This is a genomic window from Brevundimonas sp. D3-1P, from assembly GCF_055809335.1.
On record NZ_CM147908.1, the window covers coordinates 3,122,733 to 3,141,941 of the forward strand.

At 67.1% G+C, this 19,209-nt stretch carries 15 protein-coding genes and 1 other RNA gene; 6 read left to right on the forward strand and 10 right to left on the reverse strand.

The features are described 5' to 3' along the window. Positions 1 to 19 precede the first annotated feature (19 nt). The 4 genes from carB to AC0L6G_RS15815 all read right to left on the reverse strand — a co-directional run bounded on the left by carB (position 20) and on the right by AC0L6G_RS15815 (position 8,254). Positions 20 to 3,319, reverse strand: a complete 3,300-nt coding sequence (carB, locus tag AC0L6G_RS15800) for a carbamoyl-phosphate synthase large subunit (RefSeq protein WP_293825740.1) — start codon at positions 3,317 to 3,319, stop codon at positions 20 to 22. Between the two features lie 22 nt (positions 3,320 to 3,341). After that, positions 3,342 to 3,656, reverse strand: a complete 315-nt coding sequence (locus AC0L6G_RS15805; RefSeq protein ID WP_293825738.1) for a hypothetical protein — start codon at positions 3,654 to 3,656, stop codon at positions 3,342 to 3,344. A gap of 193 nt (positions 3,657 to 3,849) precedes the next feature. Then, the gene (locus AC0L6G_RS15810) at positions 3,850 to 7,158 is read right to left on the reverse strand and encodes a TonB-dependent receptor domain-containing protein (protein WP_473252615.1); all 3,309 of its coding nucleotides are present in this window, start codon (positions 7,156 to 7,158) and stop codon (positions 3,850 to 3,852) included. 394 nt (positions 7,159 to 7,552) lie between these two features. Next, the gene (locus AC0L6G_RS15815; protein WP_293825734.1) at positions 7,553 to 8,254 is read right to left on the reverse strand and encodes an HAD family hydrolase; all 702 of its coding nucleotides are present in this window, start codon (positions 8,252 to 8,254) and stop codon (positions 7,553 to 7,555) included. Positions 8,255 to 8,384: 130 nt separating this feature from the next. Between AC0L6G_RS15815 and AC0L6G_RS15820 the strand changes: the two genes are divergently transcribed. Next, complete coding sequence (locus AC0L6G_RS15820) at positions 8,385 to 9,635, forward strand: S41 family peptidase (protein WP_473252616.1); 1,251 nt, start codon at positions 8,385 to 8,387, stop codon at positions 9,633 to 9,635. Between the two features lie 50 nt (positions 9,636 to 9,685). Here the strand turns inward: AC0L6G_RS15820 and AC0L6G_RS15825 are convergent, their stop codons facing one another. The 6 genes from AC0L6G_RS15825 to tkt all read right to left on the reverse strand — a co-directional run bounded on the left by AC0L6G_RS15825 (position 9,686) and on the right by tkt (position 16,779). Next, on the reverse strand, positions 9,686 to 9,931 hold the full coding sequence (locus AC0L6G_RS15825) for a YbdD/YjiX family protein (RefSeq protein WP_293825731.1): 246 nt from the start codon (positions 9,929 to 9,931) through the stop codon (positions 9,686 to 9,688). Then, the gene (locus AC0L6G_RS15830; RefSeq protein ID WP_473252617.1) at positions 9,924 to 12,011 is read right to left on the reverse strand and encodes a carbon starvation CstA family protein; all 2,088 of its coding nucleotides are present in this window, start codon (positions 12,009 to 12,011) and stop codon (positions 9,924 to 9,926) included. The genes AC0L6G_RS15825 and AC0L6G_RS15830 overlap by 8 nt, the downstream gene beginning before the upstream one ends. A gap of 200 nt (positions 12,012 to 12,211) precedes the next feature. Further along, a complete protein-coding gene (gene purT / locus AC0L6G_RS15835) occupies positions 12,212 to 13,408 on the reverse strand; it encodes a formate-dependent phosphoribosylglycinamide formyltransferase (RefSeq protein ID WP_293825728.1) in 1,197 nt (398 codons plus the stop codon). Positions 13,409 to 13,413: 5 nt separating this feature from the next. Next, a complete protein-coding gene (locus AC0L6G_RS15840) occupies positions 13,414 to 13,818 on the reverse strand; it encodes a VOC family protein (protein ID WP_293825726.1) in 405 nt (134 codons plus the stop codon). After that, on the reverse strand, positions 13,815 to 14,660 hold the full coding sequence (locus AC0L6G_RS15845) for an alpha/beta hydrolase (RefSeq protein WP_293825724.1): 846 nt from the start codon (positions 14,658 to 14,660) through the stop codon (positions 13,815 to 13,817). The genes AC0L6G_RS15840 and AC0L6G_RS15845 overlap by 4 nt, the downstream gene beginning before the upstream one ends. Before the next feature lie 169 nt (positions 14,661 to 14,829). Beyond that, the gene (tkt, locus tag AC0L6G_RS15850; protein WP_473253271.1) at positions 14,830 to 16,779 is read right to left on the reverse strand and encodes a transketolase; all 1,950 of its coding nucleotides are present in this window, start codon (positions 16,777 to 16,779) and stop codon (positions 14,830 to 14,832) included. Between the two features lie 150 nt (positions 16,780 to 16,929). Here tkt and AC0L6G_RS15855 point away from each other — a divergent pair, with 150 nt between their 5' ends. The 5 genes from AC0L6G_RS15855 (at position 16,930) to AC0L6G_RS15875 (ending at position 19,203) form a co-directional block, all read left to right on the forward strand. Next, on the forward strand, positions 16,930 to 17,193 hold the full coding sequence (locus AC0L6G_RS15855; protein WP_291537205.1) for a hypothetical protein: 264 nt from the start codon (positions 16,930 to 16,932) through the stop codon (positions 17,191 to 17,193). Beyond that, on the forward strand, positions 17,193 to 17,507 hold the full coding sequence (locus tag AC0L6G_RS15860) for a cell division protein ZapA (protein WP_293825722.1): 315 nt from the start codon (positions 17,193 to 17,195) through the stop codon (positions 17,505 to 17,507). The genes AC0L6G_RS15855 and AC0L6G_RS15860 overlap by 1 nt, the downstream gene beginning before the upstream one ends. 52 nt (positions 17,508 to 17,559) lie before the next feature. Further along, a non-coding RNA gene (gene ssrS, locus AC0L6G_RS15865) (6S RNA) lies at positions 17,560 to 17,720 on the forward strand. Between the two features lie 102 nt (positions 17,721 to 17,822). Then, positions 17,823 to 18,371 (forward strand): 5-formyltetrahydrofolate cyclo-ligase, encoded by a 549-nt coding sequence (locus tag AC0L6G_RS15870; RefSeq protein WP_291537203.1) that lies wholly within the window; start codon positions 17,823 to 17,825, stop codon positions 18,369 to 18,371. 10 nt (positions 18,372 to 18,381) lie between these two features. Continuing rightward, complete coding sequence (locus AC0L6G_RS15875) at positions 18,382 to 19,203, forward strand: TIGR00282 family metallophosphoesterase (protein ID WP_293825720.1); 822 nt, start codon at positions 18,382 to 18,384, stop codon at positions 19,201 to 19,203. Positions 19,204 to 19,209: the final 6 nt, after the last annotated feature.

Consider the following 19,209-nt stretch of genomic DNA (forward strand, 5'->3'; position numbering starts at 1 on the left):
GCGCGCCGTCCGCAAGAGGTCAGCCGCAGGCCTGGATCGCCCTCACGTCCAGGTCGCCGGCTTTGATGGCGCCGATGGCCTGAGCCGCCGCCAGGGCGCCGGCGGTGGTGGTGTAGTAGGGAATCTTCATCATCAGGGCGGTCCGGCGCAGGGAGAAGCTGTCCTGAAGCGACTGCTTGCCCGAGGTGGTGTTGAAGACCAGCTGGACCTCGCCGTTCTTCATGGCGTCGACGATGTGCGGGCGACCTTCCAGCACCTTCTTGACCCGCTTCGCCTCCAGACCCTGTTCGACCAGATAGGCATGGGTGCCGCCCGTGGCGATCAGGCTGAAGCCCTCGGCCAGCAGCGTCTTGGCTGCATCGACGATGAAGGGCTTGTCCTCGTCCTTGACCGAGACGAAGGCGCAGCCGGAGGTGGGCAGGGTGACGCCGCCGCCGATCTGGGACTTGGCGAAGGCGCGGGCGAAGGCGGGGGCCATGTCGGTCTCGCCGTCGCGCTTCCAGTCCAGGCCCATGACCTCGCCGGTCGAGCGCATTTCCGGGCCCAGGATGGTGTCGACCCCGGCGAAGCGGGCGAACGGGAAGACCGCCTCCTTGACCGCGATGTGGTCGTAGGGCTTGTCCGTCAGGCCGAAGGACTTCAGCGGCACGCCCGCCATGACCTTGGCGGCGATGGCGGCGATGGGCTGGCCGATGGTCTTGGCCACGAAGGGGGCGGTGCGCGAGGCGCGCGGGTTCACTTCCAGCACGAAGATGCGCGGGTTTTCGTCGTGCGGCTCCTCGATGGCGAACTGGACGTTCATCAGGCCGCGCACCTTCAGGGCCTTGGCCATTTCGGCGGTCTGGCGTTTCAGCTCGGCCACCGTCTCGGGCCGCAGGGACCAGGGCGGCATGGAGCAGGCGCTGTCGCCCGAGTGGACGCCGGCTTCCTCGATATGTTCCAGGACGCCGGCGACGAAGACGGTCTCGTCGTCGCACAGGGCGTCCACGTCCACCTCGGTGGCGCGGTTCAGATAGTGGTCGATCAGGACGGGATCGTCGCCCGACACCCGCATGGCCTCGTGGACGTAGCGGTCCAGCTGCTCGCGGTCGTGGACGATCATCATGCCGCGTCCGCCTAGGACGTAGGAGGGGCGCAGGACGACCGGATAGCCGACTTCTTCGGCTTTCTGGGCGGCTTCCTCGGCGCTGCGCGCCAGGGCGTTGGGCGGCTGGCGCAGGCCGATGCCCTCCAGCATCTGCTGGAACCGCTCACGGTCCTCGGCCAGGTCGATGGAATCGACGCTGGTGCCCAGCACGGGAATGCCGTCGTCCTGCAGCGCGTGGGCCAGCTTCAGCGGGGTCTGGCCGCCGAACTGGACGACGCAGCCGATCAGGTCGCCGTTGGAGCGTTCGACCTCGATAAGCTCCAGCACGTCCTCGGCCGTCAGCGGCTCGAAATACAGGCGGTCGGAGGTGTCGTAGTCGGTGGAGACGGTCTCGGGGTTGCAGTTGACCATGATCGATTCGACGCCGATGTCGTCGAAGGCGAAGGCCGCGTGGCAGCAGCAGTAGTCGAACTCGATCCCCTGGCCGATCCGGTTCGGACCGCCGCCCAGGATGACGGCCTTCTTCTTGTCCGACGGCTCGGCTTCGCACTCGGGAACCTGGCCCAGGGCGCCCGTCTCATAGGTCGAATACATATAGGCGGTGGCCGAGGCGAACTCGGCCGCGCAGGTGTCGATGCGTTTGAACACCGGGCGGACGTTCAGGCCGCGACGGGCGGCGCGGACCGCCTTTTCCGTCTTGCCGGTCAGGGCGGCCAGGCGGGCGTCGGAGAAGCCCTTGGCCTTCAGGCGGCGGAACTCGGTCGGGTCGGTCGGCAGCCCCTTGACCCGGACGTGGCCTTCCTCGCGCACGATGTCGGCGATCTGGCGCAGGAACCAGGGTTCGTAGGCGCAGGCGGCGTTGACCTCTTCCACCGTCAGGCCGTGGCGGAAGGCCTGGGCGATGACGCGGATGCGGTCGGGGGTGGGCACGCCCAGGGCGCGGACCACGGCGGCGCGGGCGGCCGCGTCGTCCTGCGACCCCGCGACGTCCTCGATCTCCACCTCGTCGAAGCCGTTCAGGCCGGTCTCCAGCCCGCGCAGGGCCTTCTGCATCGATTCCTGGAAGGTGCGGCCGATGGCCATAACCTCGCCCACCGACTTCATCGAGGTGCCCAGCAAGGGTTCCGAGCCCGGATATTTCTCGAAGGCGAAGCGCGGGATCTTGGTGACGACATAGTCGATCGACGGCTCGAAGCTGGCCGGCGTGACCTGGGTGATGTCGTTCTGAAGCTCGTCCAGCGTATAGCCGACGGCCAAGCGCGCCGCGACCTTGGCGATGGGGAAGCCGGTGGCCTTGGACGCCAAGGCCGAGGAGCGCGACACGCGCGGGTTCATCTCGATCACGACCATGCGGCCGTCGGCGGGGTTGATCGCCCACTGGACGTTCGAGCCGCCCGTCTCCACCCCGATCTCGCGCAGGACATTGATCGAGCCGGTCCGCATCCGCTGATATTCCTTGTCGGTCAGCGTCAGGGCCGGGGCCACAGTGATCGAGTCGCCCGTGTGGACCCCCATCGGATCGACGTTCTCGATGGAGCAGATGATGATGCAGTTGTCCGCCGTGTCGCGGACGACCTCCATCTCGTATTCCTTCCAGCCCAGCACCGATTCCTCGATCAACACCTCGGTGGTCGGTGACAGGTCCAGGCCGCGCAGGACGATCTCCTCGAACTCCTCGCGGTTGAAGGCGATGCCGCCGCCGGTGCCGGCCAGGGTGAAGGACGGGCGGATCACGGCGGGCAGGCCGACGAACGCCAGCCCCTCCAGCGCCTCTTCCATCGAGTGGGCGGCCTTGGAGCGGGGCGATTCCAGCCCCAGCTTGTCCATGGCGTCGCGGAACTTCTGACGATCCTCGGCCTTGTCGATGACCTCGGCCTTGGCGCCGATCATCTCGACCCCGTGGCGGGCCAGGGCGCCCGATTCATGCAGGGCCAGGGCCGTGTTCAGCGCCGTCTGGCCGCCCATGGTGGGCAGCAGGGCGTCGGGCCTTTCCTTTACGATGATCTTCTCGACCATCTCGGGGGTGATCGGCTCGATGTAGGTGGCGTCGGCCACCTCCGGGTCGGTCATGATGGTGGCGGGGTTGGAGTTGACCAGGATGACCCGGTAGCCCTCGGCCTTCAGCGCCTTGCAGGCCTGGACGCCGGAATAGTCGAACTCGCACGCCTGGCCGATGACGATGGGGCCGGCGCCGATGATGAGGATGGACCGGATGTCCGTGCGCTTGGGCATGGGAGCCTCTTCTTATTGAACGCTAATGGGTCACGACCGCGCATTCCCAGCCGTCGTAGTCCAGCTGGAAGGCCGCGGCCCAGGATTGCATCATCGCCGAGGTCGCCGAGAACGACGCCTCGTCCACCGCCATGGTCGTTTCGAGCACCGTCATGTCGTCTGCGCCGCGCGTCAGGAACCCCGCGCGCCGGGCCACCTCGTTCAGATCGCCGTGGTCGCCCTCGCCATAGAAGTAGAACAAGGTGTGGCGCGGCGTCACGCCGCTGTCGCCCTGTTCGGCCAGCGCCGCGCGCACCATGGCGTCGCGTTCGTCATGACTGATGTCCGAGGCGTGCAAGAGGCGGCGGCGTCCTTTGATTAGGCGCGCGAGAAGCCCCCGCACGGCAGGGCCATGCGACGCTCGCGTCAGGTTGTCGGTTAAGCGGCCCGTTTAGAGAGAGGGTGCGCGGATGACAAGACGCATCATCCCCGACCCAAAGAAAAAGGCGGCGCCTTGCGGCGCCGCCTTCCAGTCTCGCTTCGCGACGTTACTAGAACGGGCGGAAGTTCAGGCCGACGAAGAAGCGACGGCCGTAGGGGTCGAAGTTGGAATAGATGGTCGTGCCCAGGATGTCGCGCTGTTCCGCGTCGAACAGATTCACCACGCCGGCGCGCAGCGTCAGGTCGTCACGGACGTTGTAGCGCACCGTGAGGTCGTGACGGACGAAGTTGCCGGTGTCCAGTTGGTCGTCCAGACGCGAGTCGGCGTTGTTGATGAAGTCGCGGGCACGGACAATGTTCGAGGCCGTTTGCCAGTCCGCCGTCCAGTTGACGTTCCAGGTGTCGTTCGGACGCCAGGACAGCGAGTTCGTCAGACGAACACGAGGATACAGGCTGGTCCCGCTGATGCCGGCCGCCAGTTCGTCGTAATCGCTGGGGTCGGACTCGTTGAGATATTGCTTCTGTTCGATCAGCCACGAGCCGCTCAGACGCCAGTCAAAAGCGCCCCAGTTCTTGCCGAAGTCGCCGGTGTCCCACGTATAGTTGGCGCCGAAGTCCAGACCGCGGGTTTCAAGAGCGGCGTAGTTGAACGGGCGCTCGATGAATCCGCCGATCAGGTCGCCCGAGGGCGCGCCCACGCCGAACTCAATGTTCGGGTTGTTGCGGAAGATCGAGTTACAGGCGTCCATATTCAGTTCAGCGCCGTTGACGCAGTTGGCGGCGATGCCGGCGGCAGAAACCGACGAGATCACGCTGTCGATGCGGATCTCGTAGTAGTCCAGCGACAGGAGCAGGCCGGGCGCGAAGCGCGGCGTCAGAACCGTCGAGAAGGTGAAGGATTCCGACTCTTCCGGCTGTAGGTCCGGGTTGCCGCCGCTGACGCCCGAGAGGCCCGAGGTGTAGTTCGGGCGGAAGTCGTCGGTGTTGGTGGCGGTGGCGCCGGCGAAGTCGAAGGACAGACCCTGTTGCGCAGCCAGGGCCGTGCAGTTCTTGACGCGGTTGTTGCGGGTCTCTTGATCGTCGACAGCCGCGATACTGGCGGTGGCGCAGGGATCGACGAAGTTGTTGGCGTAGGTTTCACCGTAGGGCGAGTAGTTCTCGGCCAGGTTCGGGACGCGGACCGAGCTGTTGAAACTGGTCTTGAAGGTGATATCGCGGATCGGACGGTAGACCAGGTTCACGCCATAGACATCGACGTTGCCCACCGTCGAATAGTCGGCCCAGCGGTACGATCCGCTGAGTTCGGCGTATTCACCCAGCCGCGAGTCGCGGAACAGCGGCACGGACAGTTCCGTGAACAGCTCCTTCGACTCATAACTGACTTCCGGGAAGTCGGCGCCAGTGTTCAGGAACAGCAGGCGGTCGCCCGCGGTCGTGCTGCGACCGATGGCCGAGGTGGTTTCCTTGCGCCATTCGCCGCCGAAAGCGAAGCCCAGGTTGCCAGCGCCCCACAGATCCCACAGTTCGGTCGACATCGAGGCGACGGCCTGATGTTGTTCGTTGGTTTCCTGAACGCGGACGAAGGCGTCGACGTATTCCAGAGCTTCGGCCGACTGGTTGCCGGCGCCGAAGATGTTCAGCGGCGTGCACTGGGCGATCGAGTTGCGACCGTATTCAGTGTCCGCCAGGTTGCCTCCACGCACGTAATCCGTGAGGTCTGCGCCTTGGGCGTTCAAAAGGGTGGAGCGGCAGACAATAGCGCCAGCGGTTCCCAGCACGCCAGCCGTATCGACGACAGCGTCGGCCGCCAGGGCCATGCGCTGAGTATCGACCGCGCGCTCGATGTTCTCGATCTCGACCTTGCCGTAGGTATAGCCGACATCCCAGGACAACGACTTGGCGAAGCCGACCTGTCCGTGCGAACCGTCGAAGCCGATGACGTAGCGTTGCAGGTCGCGGGTGTTCGTCTGCGTGCGTGCTGGGCCGAAGAAGCTGTGGCGCGCGAGCGGAAGCGCGCGGCTTTCGATCAACTGGCCGGCGTTGGCGGCAGTCGGCGGCGCGTAGATATCGATCCGGTTGGCGGCGATTGCGTCCTTCAGATTCTGCGGCAGGAAGGCGTTGTCGTCCCAGCGCAGATCGAAGGCCGAGTTGGCCCAGATGGAGTTGCTATTGTCCGCGTCATAGGAACTGTTGTCCAGGTCGACGTCGAAGAAGGTCGCTTGACCCTGCATGAAGGTGTCTTCGGTCACGTACTTGGCTTCCGCGCGGAAGTTGATCGCGTCCGTGACCTTGAAGTTGGCGCCGACCTGATAACGCTGCGATTCCGATTCAGGAACACGGCTGCCGGTGGCGACCTCGCCCAGCGGCATGCCGTCACCGCCGATGTTGTAGGGGCGATTGATGCCGACATTGCCGACACGCTGACCGAAGTTCGCCAGACGACCCGTTTCACCATCATAGACGTAGGTCTTGCCGGGGGTGATGCCGTAGCAGTTGGCGGCGTAGGTGAAGCCGCTGGCGCCGAAGCAGCTCTGGTAGGGGATGTTCGGGTTGGTCAGGTCGCTGGGCTGCTGCAGGTTGGCCAGCGTGGTTTGGCCCCACGGCAGGATGTCCAGGCGGTTGACGCCATAGAAGACGCCGGCGTCCAGACGGCCGTCGTACGGCGCCGTGGTCGGATCGGCGTCGATCGACAGACGAATGGGCGCGCGACGGATCCAGTCGATGTCCGATGAGCGGACTTCATCGACCTTTTCGTATTCAGCGTGGGCGTAGACGTTCAGCCGATCGTCAAAGAAATTCTTGCCGATCAGGCCGGAAATGCGGCGGGTGGCTTCGCCGTTGTCATTGATCTGGCCATAATTGGCGTCGATCTCGAGACCTTCGAAGTCTTTGCGGAGGATAAAGTTGACCACGCCGGAGACGGCGTCCGCGCCGTAAACGGAGGAGGCACCGCCGGTGACGATCTCGACGTTTTGGATCAGCAGGCGCGGAATGGTGTCGACGTCCACCGACAGTTCGCCGCCCGAGGAGCCGACGTGGCGACGGCCATCAACCAGCGTCAGGGTGCGCCCAGCGCCCAACGAACGCAGATTCGGAAGCGACAGGCCGCCGATATTCAGGCTGGAACCCGTGGTGTCAGACGGCACCTGAGAGTTTTGAAGCGCAGGGATAGTGGCCAGATAGTCGATCACGCTGGTCTGGCCAGTGGACAGGATCTCGTCCTGCGTCACCTGGATGAGGGGAGTAGGCGCATTGGCCGCGCTGCGCCGGATGCGCGAGCCGGTGACGACGATCTCGCCGATTTCGGTAGCTTGAGCGTCCGAGCTAGGTTGAGCGACCTGGGCCGAAGCGGCGCCGGAAACGGTGATGGCGCCGACCAGCACGGTGCTGGCCAAGAGATGGGAGCGGGTAAAACGCATACGAAAAGCAACCTCGGTTAATGACACGGTATAAGCCATGAACCGCCACAAGATTGCCCCATGAGCCCGAGGTCAAGTTTGATCGGACAGCTTGTGAAGAAGAGACGACGGTAATGTCACCGTGTTGCAAATAGGAAACGAACATCGACCAATAGCGGCGATATAACGTCGATATATTGTTTGTGGGCTTCTCAAATTCATTTTCCCCTAAAGGGAATTCCTACCGGGCGAAATGTCGACCTAACGGTTGTCGAATCCAGTTCAATGCGAGCCGGACGTTGGTATTGAGGGCGGCGGTTCCTGCCGGCTCAATTTCAGCCTCTGAGAGGCGTCGCGTTTGGCGCTTGCAAGTTCACACAAAGCCTGCGCCGCCCGCCTTGACCGATCCATGCGGTCAAGAGATTTCGATCGCCGCGATCCAGTCGGGGAGTTCGCCGATGCGGCACAGGGACACGTAGCGCGGTTCGTCCACGGGGGCGTCGGCGAGTTCGTGCGCCCAGGTGACGGGGTAGGGGATGTGGACGCCGAAGGCGCCGGAGGCGATGGCGGGCAGGACATCGGACTTCATGGAGTTGCCGGCCATGACGGCCTCGGACGGACCCGTGCCGTGGCGGGCGAAGACACGGTCGTAGGTGGCGCGGTCCTTTTCCGACACGATCTCGACCGCGCTGAACCGCTCGCCCAGGCCCGAGGCGGCCAGTTTGCGCTCCTGGTCCATCAGATCGCCCTTGGTGATCAGCACCAGCCGGTATTTCTCGGACAGTTCGGCGACCACCTCGTCCACGCCGGGCAGGGTTTCGACCGGATGGGCCAGCATTTCGCGGCCGGCGGCCAGGATTTCGCGCACCACCTGGGGCGGGGCCTCGCCGCCCATCAGCTCCATCGCCGTCTCGATCATCGACAGGGTGAAGCCCTTCACGCCATAGCCGTAAAGGCGCAGGTTGCGCTGTTCCGTGTCGGCCAGATGCGCCTCGATGGTCGCCTCGTCGCCATGATCGGCCAGGAGATCGACGAACCGCGCATGGGTCAGGCGGAAGATCGTCTCATTGTGCCAGAGGGTGTCGTCGGCATCCAGGCCGACCGTCGTGATGCTCATGGCGCGCCCCCTATCACGGGAAGGGGCGCGACGGGAGGGACGGCGCACGGGGCCGGTCGATCGCATGACGCGCATTCGTGACTTGAGGCGCGCCGGCCGGTGGGTTCTGATGCGAGCCATGCGCGTCTCGATGTCCGCACGACTGATCGGCGTCCTGTTGCTGGCGGCGCCGCTGGGGGAAGTCGCTCCGGCGCTGGCCCTTCCGGCGGCGTATTCCGGCGAGGCGGCGGCGCCCAGCCGATCGCAGGCGCGGCTGAACCAGCGGGTGTTCGACCGGGTCTGGAGCGAGGTCCGCAGCAGCTACTACGACCCGACCCTGCATGGGGTGGACTGGAACGCCGCGCGGGCGCGGTTCCGCCCCCAGGCCCTGGCGGCCCTGGACGAGCGGGCGCTGTACCGCACGCTGAACGCCATGCTGGACTTGCTGGACGACGGCCACGCCTCGGCCAGCCCGCCCGCCGCCGTGCGCCGCCAGGAGGCCCAGTTCGCCCGGCGCGCAGTCATGGGTCTGGTGCTGATGCGGGGCGAGACGCCGGACGACTGGACCGTCGAACGCATCCGCCCCGGCTCTCCGGCCGAGGCGGCGGGAATCAGGCTGGGGTGGACTTTGAAGGCGGTTGACGGCCGACCTTGGGGCCCGGACGTGGAAACGCCGGAGGGGCGGCCCCTGCAACTGGTCCTGACGGACGAGGCGGGCGCGCGTCATGAGACCACGCTGACGCCCCGCGTGATGGAGGCGGTCCAGCCCTTCGTCGCCGATACGTCGCGGCCCGGCGTCCTGGTGCTGCGGGTCGAGCAGTTCGACAAGGGGCTGGGGCCGTGGATGGGCGGGGCGCTGGAGGGCCTTTCGCCGGATGTGGCCGTGATCCTGGATCTGCGCGGCAATCCGGGCGGGCGGCTGTGGGAGGCGGAATCGGTGCTGACCTGTTTCCTGCCGCGCAACCAGGCCTGGGCCACGCGCACCGGGCGCAGCGGTCGGGCGGTGGTGCTGAGGGCGTCGGGCGATTGCGGCGACCGGCGCGATCCGCTGGCCAATCCGGTCGCCGTCCTGGTCGACCAGGGCAGCCGCAGCGCGGCGGAACTGACGCCGGCGGCCATTCAGGAGGCGCGACGCGGCGTCGTGGTGGGCGAAAAGACGGGCGGTTCGGTCCTGATCGCCCAGGAGACCAATCTGCCAGACGGCGGGCGGCTGACGCTCAGCCGGGCGGACTTCGTGACCGCCGGCGGGATACGGCTGGAAAAACGCGGCGTGACGCCCGACATCGCCGCGCCCCGCAGCGTGGCCCAGCGACGGGCCGGCGACGATCCGACGCTGGAGGCCGCCATCGCCGCGCTGCGGGCCGAGGACCGGGCGGCGGCGGACCGGCCCATCGGTCTTTAGGCCGACCTCATCCCGGCTTTCGCCGGGATGAGCGCAATATCAAGGTCGGATCAGCAGCACTTGAACCCGCCCGCCCCGCCGAAGCGGCGCTGTTCGTGCAGGCGGAAGAAGGCGGTCTTGTCCAGCGGCGCCTGGTCGGGATGGGTCGCCGCCGCATGGTCGACATACGCCTGGTAGTCGGGCTGGCCGATCATGGCCCCGGCCGTGCGCTGGACGCCGCGACCCCACCGGATGGCGGCGTCGCGGCACAGGCACAGCAGGTCCGCGCTCGACGGATCAGGCCCCGACTTAGGCACGGGCCACGTCCGCGGCTTCGTCGGCCGGGGTCAGATCGTGGCTTTCCGGATATTCGCGCACGGTTGGACGGTTGTTAAGATAGGCCTTGCGGCAGGCCAGGACGCCATAGACGACCATGGTGATGACCACGAACAGGAAGCCCGCCGTCAGCGCCGAGTTGACATAGTCGTTGATGACGATGCGGTGCATGTCGGCCGCCGTCTTGGCCGGGGCGATCATTTCGCCGGCGCCCAGGGCCTCCTGATACTTGCGGGCATGGGCCAGGAAGCCGACGCGGACATCCGGGTGGAACAGCTTCTGGAAGCCCGCCGTCAGGGTGCAGATCAGGAGCCAGGTCGCGGGCGCGACCATGACCCAGGCGAACCGCTCGCGCTTCATCTTGAACAGGACCACGGTCCCCAGGATCAGGGCGACGGCGGCCAGCATCTGGTTGGCGATGCCGAACAGAGGCCACAGGCTGTTGATGCCGCCCAGCGGATCGACCACGCCGGTGTAGAGGAAATAGCCCCACAGACCGACCGTCAGGGCCGTAGCGACGACGTTGGCCCCCCACGACTTGGTCTCGCGCATCTTCGGAACCGCGACGCCTAAGAGATCTTGGATCATGAAGCGGCAGACGCGGGTGCCGGCGTCGACCGTGGTCAGGATGAACAGCGCCTCGAACAGGATGGCGAAGTGATACCAGAAGGCCATCATGGCCTTGCCGCCGATGACGCTGGACAGGATGTGGGCCATGCCGACCGCAAGCGTCGGGGCGCCGCCCGCGCGCGACAGGATCGAATGCTCGCCCACGTCGCGGGCCAACTGCTCAAGCTCTCCCGGCGTGATGTGGAAGCCCCACTGGGCCACGGCGGCGGCGGCCGAGGCCGCATCCGTGCCGATCACGGCGGCCGGGCTGTTCATGGCGAAATAGACGGCCGGGTCCAGGACGGTGGCGGCGATCAGGGCCATGACGGCCACGAAGCTTTCGCACAGCATGGCGCCATAGCCGATCAGCGGAATCTGGTTTTCGTTCTCCAGCAGCTTGGGCGTGGTGCCCGACGAGATCAGGGCGTGGAAGCCCGACACGGCGCCGCAGGCGATGGTGATGAACAGGAAGGGGAACAGGGCGCCGGCGAAGACCGGTCCTGTGCCGTCGATGAAGGGGGTGATGGCCGGCATCTGCAGGTGCGGCCGCACGATGATGATGCCGACGGCCAGGGCGACGATGGCGCCGATCTTCAGGAAGGTCGACAGATAGTCGCGCGGCGCCAAGAGCAGCCAGACCGGAATGACCGAGGCGATGAAGCCATAGACCATCATCAGGATGGCCAGGGTCGGGCCGGTCAGGGTGAAGGCCGGGCCCCAGTAGGGATCGGCCGCGACATGGCCGCCGCCGATGATGGCCAGGATCAGCAGGACGACGCCGATGACCGACACCTCGCCCACGCGGCCGGGCCGCAGGAAGCGGGTGTACAGGCCCATGAAGATGGCGATGGGGATGGTGGCGGCGACGGTGAAGGTCCCCCAGGGGCTTTCGGCCAGGGCCTTGACGACCACCAGGGCCAGGACGGCCAGGATGATGACCATGATCATCAAGACGCCCACCTGGGCGATGATGCCGGGGATATTGCCCATCTCGGTGCGGATCATGTCGCCGAGCGACTTGCCGTCCCGGCGGGTCGACATGAACAGGACCATCATGTCCTGCACCGCGCCGGCCAGGACAGCGCCGACCAGGATCCACAGGACGCCGGGCAGATAGCCCATCTGGGCGGCCAGCACCGGCCCGACCAGCGGCCCCGCGCCGGCGATGGCGGCGAAGTGGTGGCCGAACAGGACGTTCCGGGGCGTGGGCACATAGTCCAGACCGTCGTTGCGCCGCACCGCCGGCGTCGGCCGCGCGGCGTTCAGTCCCATCACCTTGCCCGCCAGGTATCGACTGTAGAACCGATAGGCGATGGCGTAGGTGCAGACGGCGGCGACCACCATCCAGACCGCGCTGATGCTTTCGCCCTGGTGCAGGGCGATGATGGCCAGGGACACGGCGCCCAGAATGGCGATGGCCCCAAAGACGATGGGGGTGCTTAGCTTGCCCACGAACAATTCCTCCCGGCCGACTGACTGGCGGCCCTCGCGCTTGGTTTGCACCACAATGCAGAACAAGGCCAATCGACTAAAGTCGTAGAAAAGGGAACCCGCCTGCTTTCCCTTTTCTGCGAAGGCGGCTCGAAACGGAGAGACGGAGGGGCTCCGAAACGCATCTCCGCCGCCTGTGGGGACTTCAAGAGCCCCAGGCGCTAGGATCGAACCACCTTCACGTGCGCCGCCGCTTCGCGTGCGCGTTCGCGGGCTTGCTCGACATCGGCGCCGCGCGCCGTGGCCACGCCCATCCGGCGGCGCTCGAACGCTTCGGGCTTGCCGAACAGGCGCAGGTCGGCCGTCGGCGTCGACAGGGCCGCAGCGACGCCTTCGAAGGCCACGCCCTGGGCCTCCATGCCGCCGTAGATGACCGCGCTGGCGGCCGGTTCGCGCAGGGTCGCATCGACCGGCAGGCCCAGGATGGCGCGGGCGTGCAGGCTGAACTCGGACTGGGTCTGGCTGGCCAGGGTCACGAGGCCGGTGTCGTGCGGACGGGGCGAAACCTCCGAGAACCAGACCTGATCGCCCTTGACGAACAGCTCGACGCCGAAGACGCCCCATCCCCCAAGCGCCTGCGTCACCTTGGCCGCGATGTCCCGGGAGGCGGCCAGGGCGGCGGGCGTCATGGCCTGGGGCTGCCAGCTTTCGACATAGTCGCCCTTGACCTGGCGATGACCGATGGGGGCGCAGAAGGAGGTAGCGGTCTCGCCGTCTGCGCCGCGCGAACGGACGGTCAGCAGCGTGATCTCGAAATCGAAGTCGATCCGCCCCTCGACGATCACCCGAGATCCGGCGACCCGTCCGCCTTCCTGCGCATAGGTCCAGGCGTCGGCGATCTGGTCGGTGTCTTCGACGAAGGACTGGCCCTTGCCGGAGGACGACATGACCGGCTTGACGAAACAGGGGAAACCCACGGCCTGCGCCCCTGTCGCCAGCTCCTCGGCCGAGCCGGCGAAGGCGTAGGGGCTGGTGGGCAGGCCCAGGTCTTGGGCGGCCAGCTTGCGGATGCCCTCGCGGTTCATCGTCAGCTGCACGGCGCGGGCGGTGGGGACCACGCGCGCCAGGCCCGACGCCTCGATCTCGGCCAGGATGTCGGTGGCGATGGCTTCGATCTCGGGAACGATGATGTGCGGGGCCTCGGCCAAGATCAAACCGTTCAGCACCTGGGGATCGGTCATCGGAATGACGTGGCTGCGGTGCGCGACCTGCATGGCCGGGGCGTTGGGATAGCGATCGACGGCGATGACCTCGACGCCGAGCCGTTGCAGCGCGATGGCGACCTCCTTGCCCAGTTCGCCGCTGCCCAGCAGCATGACGCGAACGCCGGTGTCGGAAAGCGGGGTGCCGAGTTTCATGGGCGTCAGGCTCCGGTAGCGGGTTCGATCAGGTCCCAGGCGTTGCCGTAGAGATCTTCGAAGACCACCACCTTGCCATAGGTCTCATGTCGCGGGGTTTCACGGAAGTGGACACCGGCGGCGAGCCAGGCGGCGTGGTCGCGCAGCAGGTCGTCGGTCTCAAGAAAAAGCCAGACGCGGCCGCCGGCCTGGTTGCCGACCTGGGCCTTCTGGGCGCCGGTCGTGGCGCGGGCGAGCAGCAGGCTGGTCTCGCCGCGACCACTTTCGCTTTGGGGCGTGACCCGCACCCAGCGTTTGCCCCCACCCATGTCGGTGTCTTCACTGAGCCCGAAGCCTAGCTTTCCGACATAGAAGGCGATGGCCGCGTCATAGTCGTGAACAAGCAGGCTGATTGCGCCGATCCGGCTCATTTCGCAGGCTCTGCATAGAGCTGGCGGAAGGCGTCCAGGGCGGCGCCATGGTAGATGGTGGCGTGGGTCTCGTTCAGGCGGGGCGTGAAGCTCCAGCTCAGGCCGGGCAGGGCGTGGTCGCGCAGATTGGCCGTCAGGACGTCCATCGGCGCCTGCATCTCAGGGCCTTCGTCGCCCAAGGTCAGGATCAGGGTGCGCGGGTCGTTCGACTGGTCGCGCAGACGGGCGCCGGACTGACGCGCCAACTCACCGCCGTCCCACCACAGGCTGGGGCTGACGGCGACATAGGCGTCGAACATCTGCGGTTCCTTCAGGAAGGTCTCGACCACGAACAGGCCGGCGAGCGACTCGCCCATCAGGGCCGTCTCGCCGCTGGTGCGATAACGGGCCTGGATGAAGGGCAGGACCTCATCGGCCACGAAACGGCGGAAACGGTCCGAATGGCCCTGCGTCGGATAGCGGGCGATCAGGTCGGGATCGGTGGTGGGCAGGGCCAGTTCGTTGCGGCGATCCACCGAGGCGATCCCGACCACGATAACATCGCGGGTGGTGCCGACGACGGTCCCCATCTGGGCGAGCCCCGAGATGTGGTGGAAGTCCTGATCCTGACCGCCGTCGAGGACATAGAGGACGGGGTAGGCCTTGCCGCTGTCGGCATAGCCGGGGGGCAGCCAGATGTTGATCTCGCGCATCGCGCTCATGATCGCGGAGGGCAGGGCGTAGGAGCGGCCGATGACGATGGGGGTTTCGACCGGGGCGGGCGTCTGGAGGACGGTGTGGGCCTGAGCGACGGGCGCCGTCAGGCTGAGTGCGAGAAGAAGACCGAGGATGCCGGATTTCATCGTCTGCTCCACAAGTCTCCCTTTCCCTGGGGGAGAGGGCTTAAGCGCACGGCGGCGAAGCCGTCATTCTGGCGCGAAAGGTGAGGGGTCGTAGTGCGGACTGGCACACCATCCGACCCTCATCCGGCCCTGCGGGCCACCTTCTCCCAACGGGAGAAGGGCCGTGTTCTTAAAGCCGCGCCTTGACCGCCGCGACCACCGCCTCGGCGGTGATGCCGAACTTGTCGTACAGAACCTCCGCCGGGGCCGAGGCGCCGTAGCCGGTCATGCCGACGAAGGCGCCGTCCTCGCCGATGAACCGTTCCCAGCCTTGTTTGATGGCGGCTTCCACCGCGACGCGGACCGTGCCGCGGCCGATGACCGAGGCCTGGTAGGCGGCGTCCTGCCGTTCGAACAGTTCGAAACAGGGGACGGAGACGACGCGGACGGGCGTGCCTTCGGCCTCCAGCGTCTCGGCCGCTTTCAGCGCCAGGGCCAGTTCCGTGCCCGTGCCGAACAGCGTGACCTTCGCTTCACCCGATGCGGCCTTGATCTCATAGGCGCCCTTGGCGGACAGGTTTTCGCTCGAGGCGATGGTGCGGACCGCCGGGGTCTTCTGGCGCGACAGGGCCAGGGCGGACGGCGCGGTTTTGGACTGGAGCGCGACCTGCCAGCACTCCATCGCTTCGATCGTATCGGCGGGACGGAAGACCAGCAGGTTCGGAATGGCGCGCAGGGCGGCCAGGTGTTCGACCGGCTGGTGCGTCGGACCGTCCTCGCCCAGGCCGATGGAATCGTGGGTCAGGACATGGATGACGCGGACGCCCATCAGCGCGCCCAGGCGGATGGCCGGGCGGCTGTAGTCCGAAAAGGCCATGAAGGTGCCGCCGTAGGGAATGACGCCGCCGTGCAGGGCCAGGCCGTTCATGGCGGCGGCCATGCCGAACTCGCGGATGCCCCAGTTGACGTAGCGGCCCTCATAGGTCGGGGCGTCGAAGATCGGCGTGCCCTTCACGAAGGTGTTGTTCGAGCCGGTCAGGTCGGCCGAGCCGCCGACCAGTTCGGGAATGGCGGCGAACAGTTCGTCCAGCGCGGCGCCCGAGGACTGGCGCGTGGCCTGGGCGGGCCGGGTCTCGACCAGTTCGGCCATCTTGGCGTTCAGGGCGTCGAAGGCGCCTTCCGGCAGGTCGCCCTTCATGGCGCGGGTGAAGTCGGCGGCCTGGGGCGAAGCGGCCAGACGGGCCTCCCACTTCTTGCGGTCCTTGGCGCCGCGACGGCCGACCTTGCGCCAGGCCGACAGGATCGTCTCGGGCATTTCGAACGGATCGTGGTCCCAGGCCAGGCCCAGGCGGGTGGCGGCGATCTCGGCGGCGCCCAGGGCCGCGCCGTGGGTCTTGTGGCTGCCTTCCATGGTGGCGGCGCCCCGGCCGATCTTGGTCCTGCAGGCGATCAGGGTCGGCTTGTCCTGGCGGGTCGCCCACTGAAGCGCGGACTTGATCGCCTTCATGTCGTGACCGTCGACGGCCTTGACCGCCCAGCCGGCGGCCTTGAAGCGCGCCTTCTGGTCGACGACGTCCGACAGCGACACCTTGCCGTCGATGGTGATCTCGTTGTCGTCCCACAGCACGGTCAGTTTGTTCAGGCGGTAGCGCCCGGCCAGGGCGATGGCCTCCTGGGACACGCCTTCCATCAGGCAGCCGTCGCCGGCGATCACCCAGGTGCGGTGGTCGACCAGATCCTCGCCGTATTTGGCCGCCAGGCGCCGCTCGGCCATGGCGAAGCCGATCGAGGCGGCCAGACCCTGGCCCAGCGGGCCGGTGGTGACCTCGACGCCCGGCATATGGCCGTATTCGGGGTGGCCGGCGGTCTTGGAGCCCCATTGGCGGAAGTTGGACAGTTCGGCCTTGGTCGCGGCCTTGTAGCCGGTCAGGTGCAGCAGGGCGTAGATCAGCATCGAGCCGTGGCCAGCCGACAGGATGAAGCGGTCGCGGTCGGCCCAGTCGGGACGCGACGCATCGAACTTCAGGAACTTCGAGAACAGCACCGTGGCGACGTCAGCCATGCCCATCGGCATCCCCGGATGGCCCGACTTGGCCTTTTCCACCCCGTCCATGGCGAGGACGCGGATGGCGTTGGCCATCTGTTCGGGAGTGGCCTTGGGCGCGGGCTTGGGTGCGGATTTGGCGTCGGTCACGGCGGAGACCTTTCGGACGATGCGGAATTTAAGAGGCGGCGCCGCTTTACCCCGGCGCGTCCTCGGGTTCTATACGCAATTTGCAAGGAGCGACCGATGGCAGACGCCACCACGGCCGCACGGGCGCGCATCGACCGCGCCCTGGCCGATCTCGAACGCAAGGTCTTGGAACTGAAGGCGCGCCCCGCCTCGGCGCCCGCCGTGGCGGACGACGACCTGTTCGCGCCGCGGCCTGCCGACCAGCGCGTCGCCGAGCTGGAGGCGGCGGGTCGCGAGGCGTCCCAGGCGCTGGGCCGCGCGGCCGAGGCGGTGCGCGAGGCGCTCCAAGCCAGGGATGCGCCAGAAAGCGAGGATCGCTGATGGCGACGGTGACAGTGGAGGTGAACGGCCGGCCCTATGCGGTCGGTTGCGCCGACGGCCAGGAGGAGCGGGTCCGCATCCTGGCCAAGCAGTTCGACAACCAGGTGCGCGCCGTGGCCCAGGACGTGGGCCATGTCGGCGATCTGCGCCTGTTCCTGATGTCGGCCCTGATCCTGGCCGACGAACTGCACGAGGCCCGCCTGGGCGAGGGCAAGGCGCCCGCCGCCCCGCCCGCGCCCGCCGCCGCCGAGGGCGTGGCCGAGGCCCTGAACGCCGTCGCCGCGCGGATCGAGAAGATCGCCCAAAATATCTGATCGGGCGGCGCTGGCGTGTTCGGCCTCGAGGCCCTATCTTGTCGGACGGCGGGTCCTGCTGCGGCTCACGTCGAAGACAACATATCCTTCTGACCTTAATTCACTCTACGGGATCTGTCCCTGTCCGGGCTCGAGGGCCTGGGCATATGGAGCCCACCTGGCTACCCAGGTCGAGAGGATTTAAACGTTCCTCACGGTTCGCGCGGCGCCGCCAACTTTCTTTATTTTTAGGGCGTTAACGCTCGCCGCGCGGCGGCTCGCTGCTTGAGCGCGCTATCGCTCGCCGCGACGGTCTTGCCGATCTAAGGTCGCGGCATGAACTCCGAGAAGCACGAACTCCGGGCCGCCGCGCGGGCGCTGCGCAAGCGCCTGGCCCAGGCCGATCCGGCGGCGGCGGCCCGCGCGGCGGATCGCGCCGACGCCCTGCCGGGGGGCGATGTCGTCGCCCTTTATCGCGCCATGGGCTCCGAACTGGACACGGACGCCGTGGCCCTCGCCCTGCTGGCGCAGGGGCGACGCCTGTGCTTGCCCGTGGTCGTCCAGCGCGACGCGCCTATGCTGTTCCGCGCCTGGTCCCCGCACGAACCGCTGGAAATGGACGCCGCCGGCTGTCCCGCGCCCCTGCCTCTGGCCGACGGGGTGGAGCCCGATCTGATCCTGACGCCGCTGTTGGCCTTCGATGAACGCGGCGGGCGGCTGGGGCAGGGCGGCGGCTATTACGACCGCACCTTCGCCGAACGTCCTCACGCGCTGCGGGTCGGCTTCGCCTATGCCGGCCAGCGGGTCGAGCGACTGGCGCTGGACGATCACGACATCCGACTGCATGGCGTTCTGACCGAGAACGGCTATACGGCTTTCGAATGAGACTTTTCGAATGAGACTGGCATTTTTCGGCGACGTCATCGGCAAGTCCGGCCGTGACGGCGTCAGCGATCACCTGCCGGGCCTGAAGCGCGATCTGAAGCTGGATTTCGTCGTGGTGAACGCCGAGAACGCAGCGGGCGGTTTCGGCATCACCGAGAATACGGCGCGCGAGCTGTTCATGGCGGGCGCCGACTGCCTGACGCTGGGCAACCACAGCTGGGACCAGCGCGAGGCCCTGACCTATATCGTGCGCGAGCCGCGTCTGATCCGTCCCGCCAACTATCCGCGCCTGATGGATGCGCCGGGCGCCGGGGCCAATCTGTTCGAGACCGACACGGGCCGCACCGTCTTGGTCATGAATGTGCTGGGCCGGGTGCATATGGACCCGATGGACGATCCGTTCGGCGCGGTGGAGCGTGAACTGGCCGCCGCCCCCCTGGGCGCCGTCGCCGACGCCGTCATCGTGGACATGCACTGCGAGGCGACCTCGGAGAAGATGGCGATGGGCCACTTCTGCGACGGGCGGGCCTCGCTGGTCGTGGGCACCCATACCCACGTCCCGACCGCCGACTGCCAGATCCTGCCGGGCGGCACGGCCTATCAGACCGACGCCGGCGGCTGCTGCGACTACGACAGCGTCATCGGCAACGAGAAGGACGAGCCGCTGCGCCGCTTCACAACGCGGATTTCCGGCGGGCGCTATACGCCCGCGTCCGGCCCGGCGACGGTGTGCGGCGTCTTCGTGGAGACGGACGATCGCACGGGCCTGGCCACGCGCGTCGAGCCGATCCGGGTGGGCGGTCGGCTGTCCCAGGCCGTGCCCGTGGTCTGAAGCGAG

Bases quoted from the DNA above. Each gene is read 5' to 3' on its own strand.
- carB (WP_293825740.1), bottom strand. From the start codon at position 3,319: ATGCCCAAGCGCACGGACATCCGGTCCATCCTCATCATCGGCGCCGGC.
- AC0L6G_RS15810 (WP_473252615.1), bottom strand. From the start codon at position 7,158: ATGCGTTTTACCCGCTCCCATCTCTTGGCCAGCACCGTGCTGGTCGGC.
- AC0L6G_RS15815 (WP_293825734.1), bottom strand. From the start codon at position 8,254: ATGAGCATCACGACGGTCGGCCTGGATGCCGACGACACCCTCTGGCAC.
- AC0L6G_RS15820 (WP_473252616.1), top strand. From the start codon at position 8,385: ATGTCCGCACGACTGATCGGCGTCCTGTTGCTGGCGGCGCCGCTGGGG.
- purT (WP_293825728.1), bottom strand. From the start codon at position 13,408: ATGAAACTCGGCACCCCGCTTTCCGACACCGGCGTTCGCGTCATGCTG.
- AC0L6G_RS15840 (WP_293825726.1), bottom strand. From the start codon at position 13,818: ATGAGCCGGATCGGCGCAATCAGCCTGCTTGTTCACGACTATGACGCG.
- AC0L6G_RS15845 (WP_293825724.1), bottom strand. From the start codon at position 14,660: ATGAAATCCGGCATCCTCGGTCTTCTTCTCGCACTCAGCCTGACGGCG.
- tkt (WP_473253271.1), bottom strand. From the start codon at position 16,779: ATGGCCAACGCCATCCGCGTCCTCGCCATGGACGGGGTGGAAAAGGCC.
- AC0L6G_RS15855 (WP_291537205.1), top strand. From the start codon at position 16,930: ATGGCAGACGCCACCACGGCCGCACGGGCGCGCATCGACCGCGCCCTG.
- AC0L6G_RS15860 (WP_293825722.1), top strand. From the start codon at position 17,193: ATGGCGACGGTGACAGTGGAGGTGAACGGCCGGCCCTATGCGGTCGGT.
- AC0L6G_RS15870 (WP_291537203.1), top strand. From the start codon at position 17,823: ATGAACTCCGAGAAGCACGAACTCCGGGCCGCCGCGCGGGCGCTGCGC.
- AC0L6G_RS15875 (WP_293825720.1), top strand. From the start codon at position 18,382: ATGAGACTGGCATTTTTCGGCGACGTCATCGGCAAGTCCGGCCGTGAC.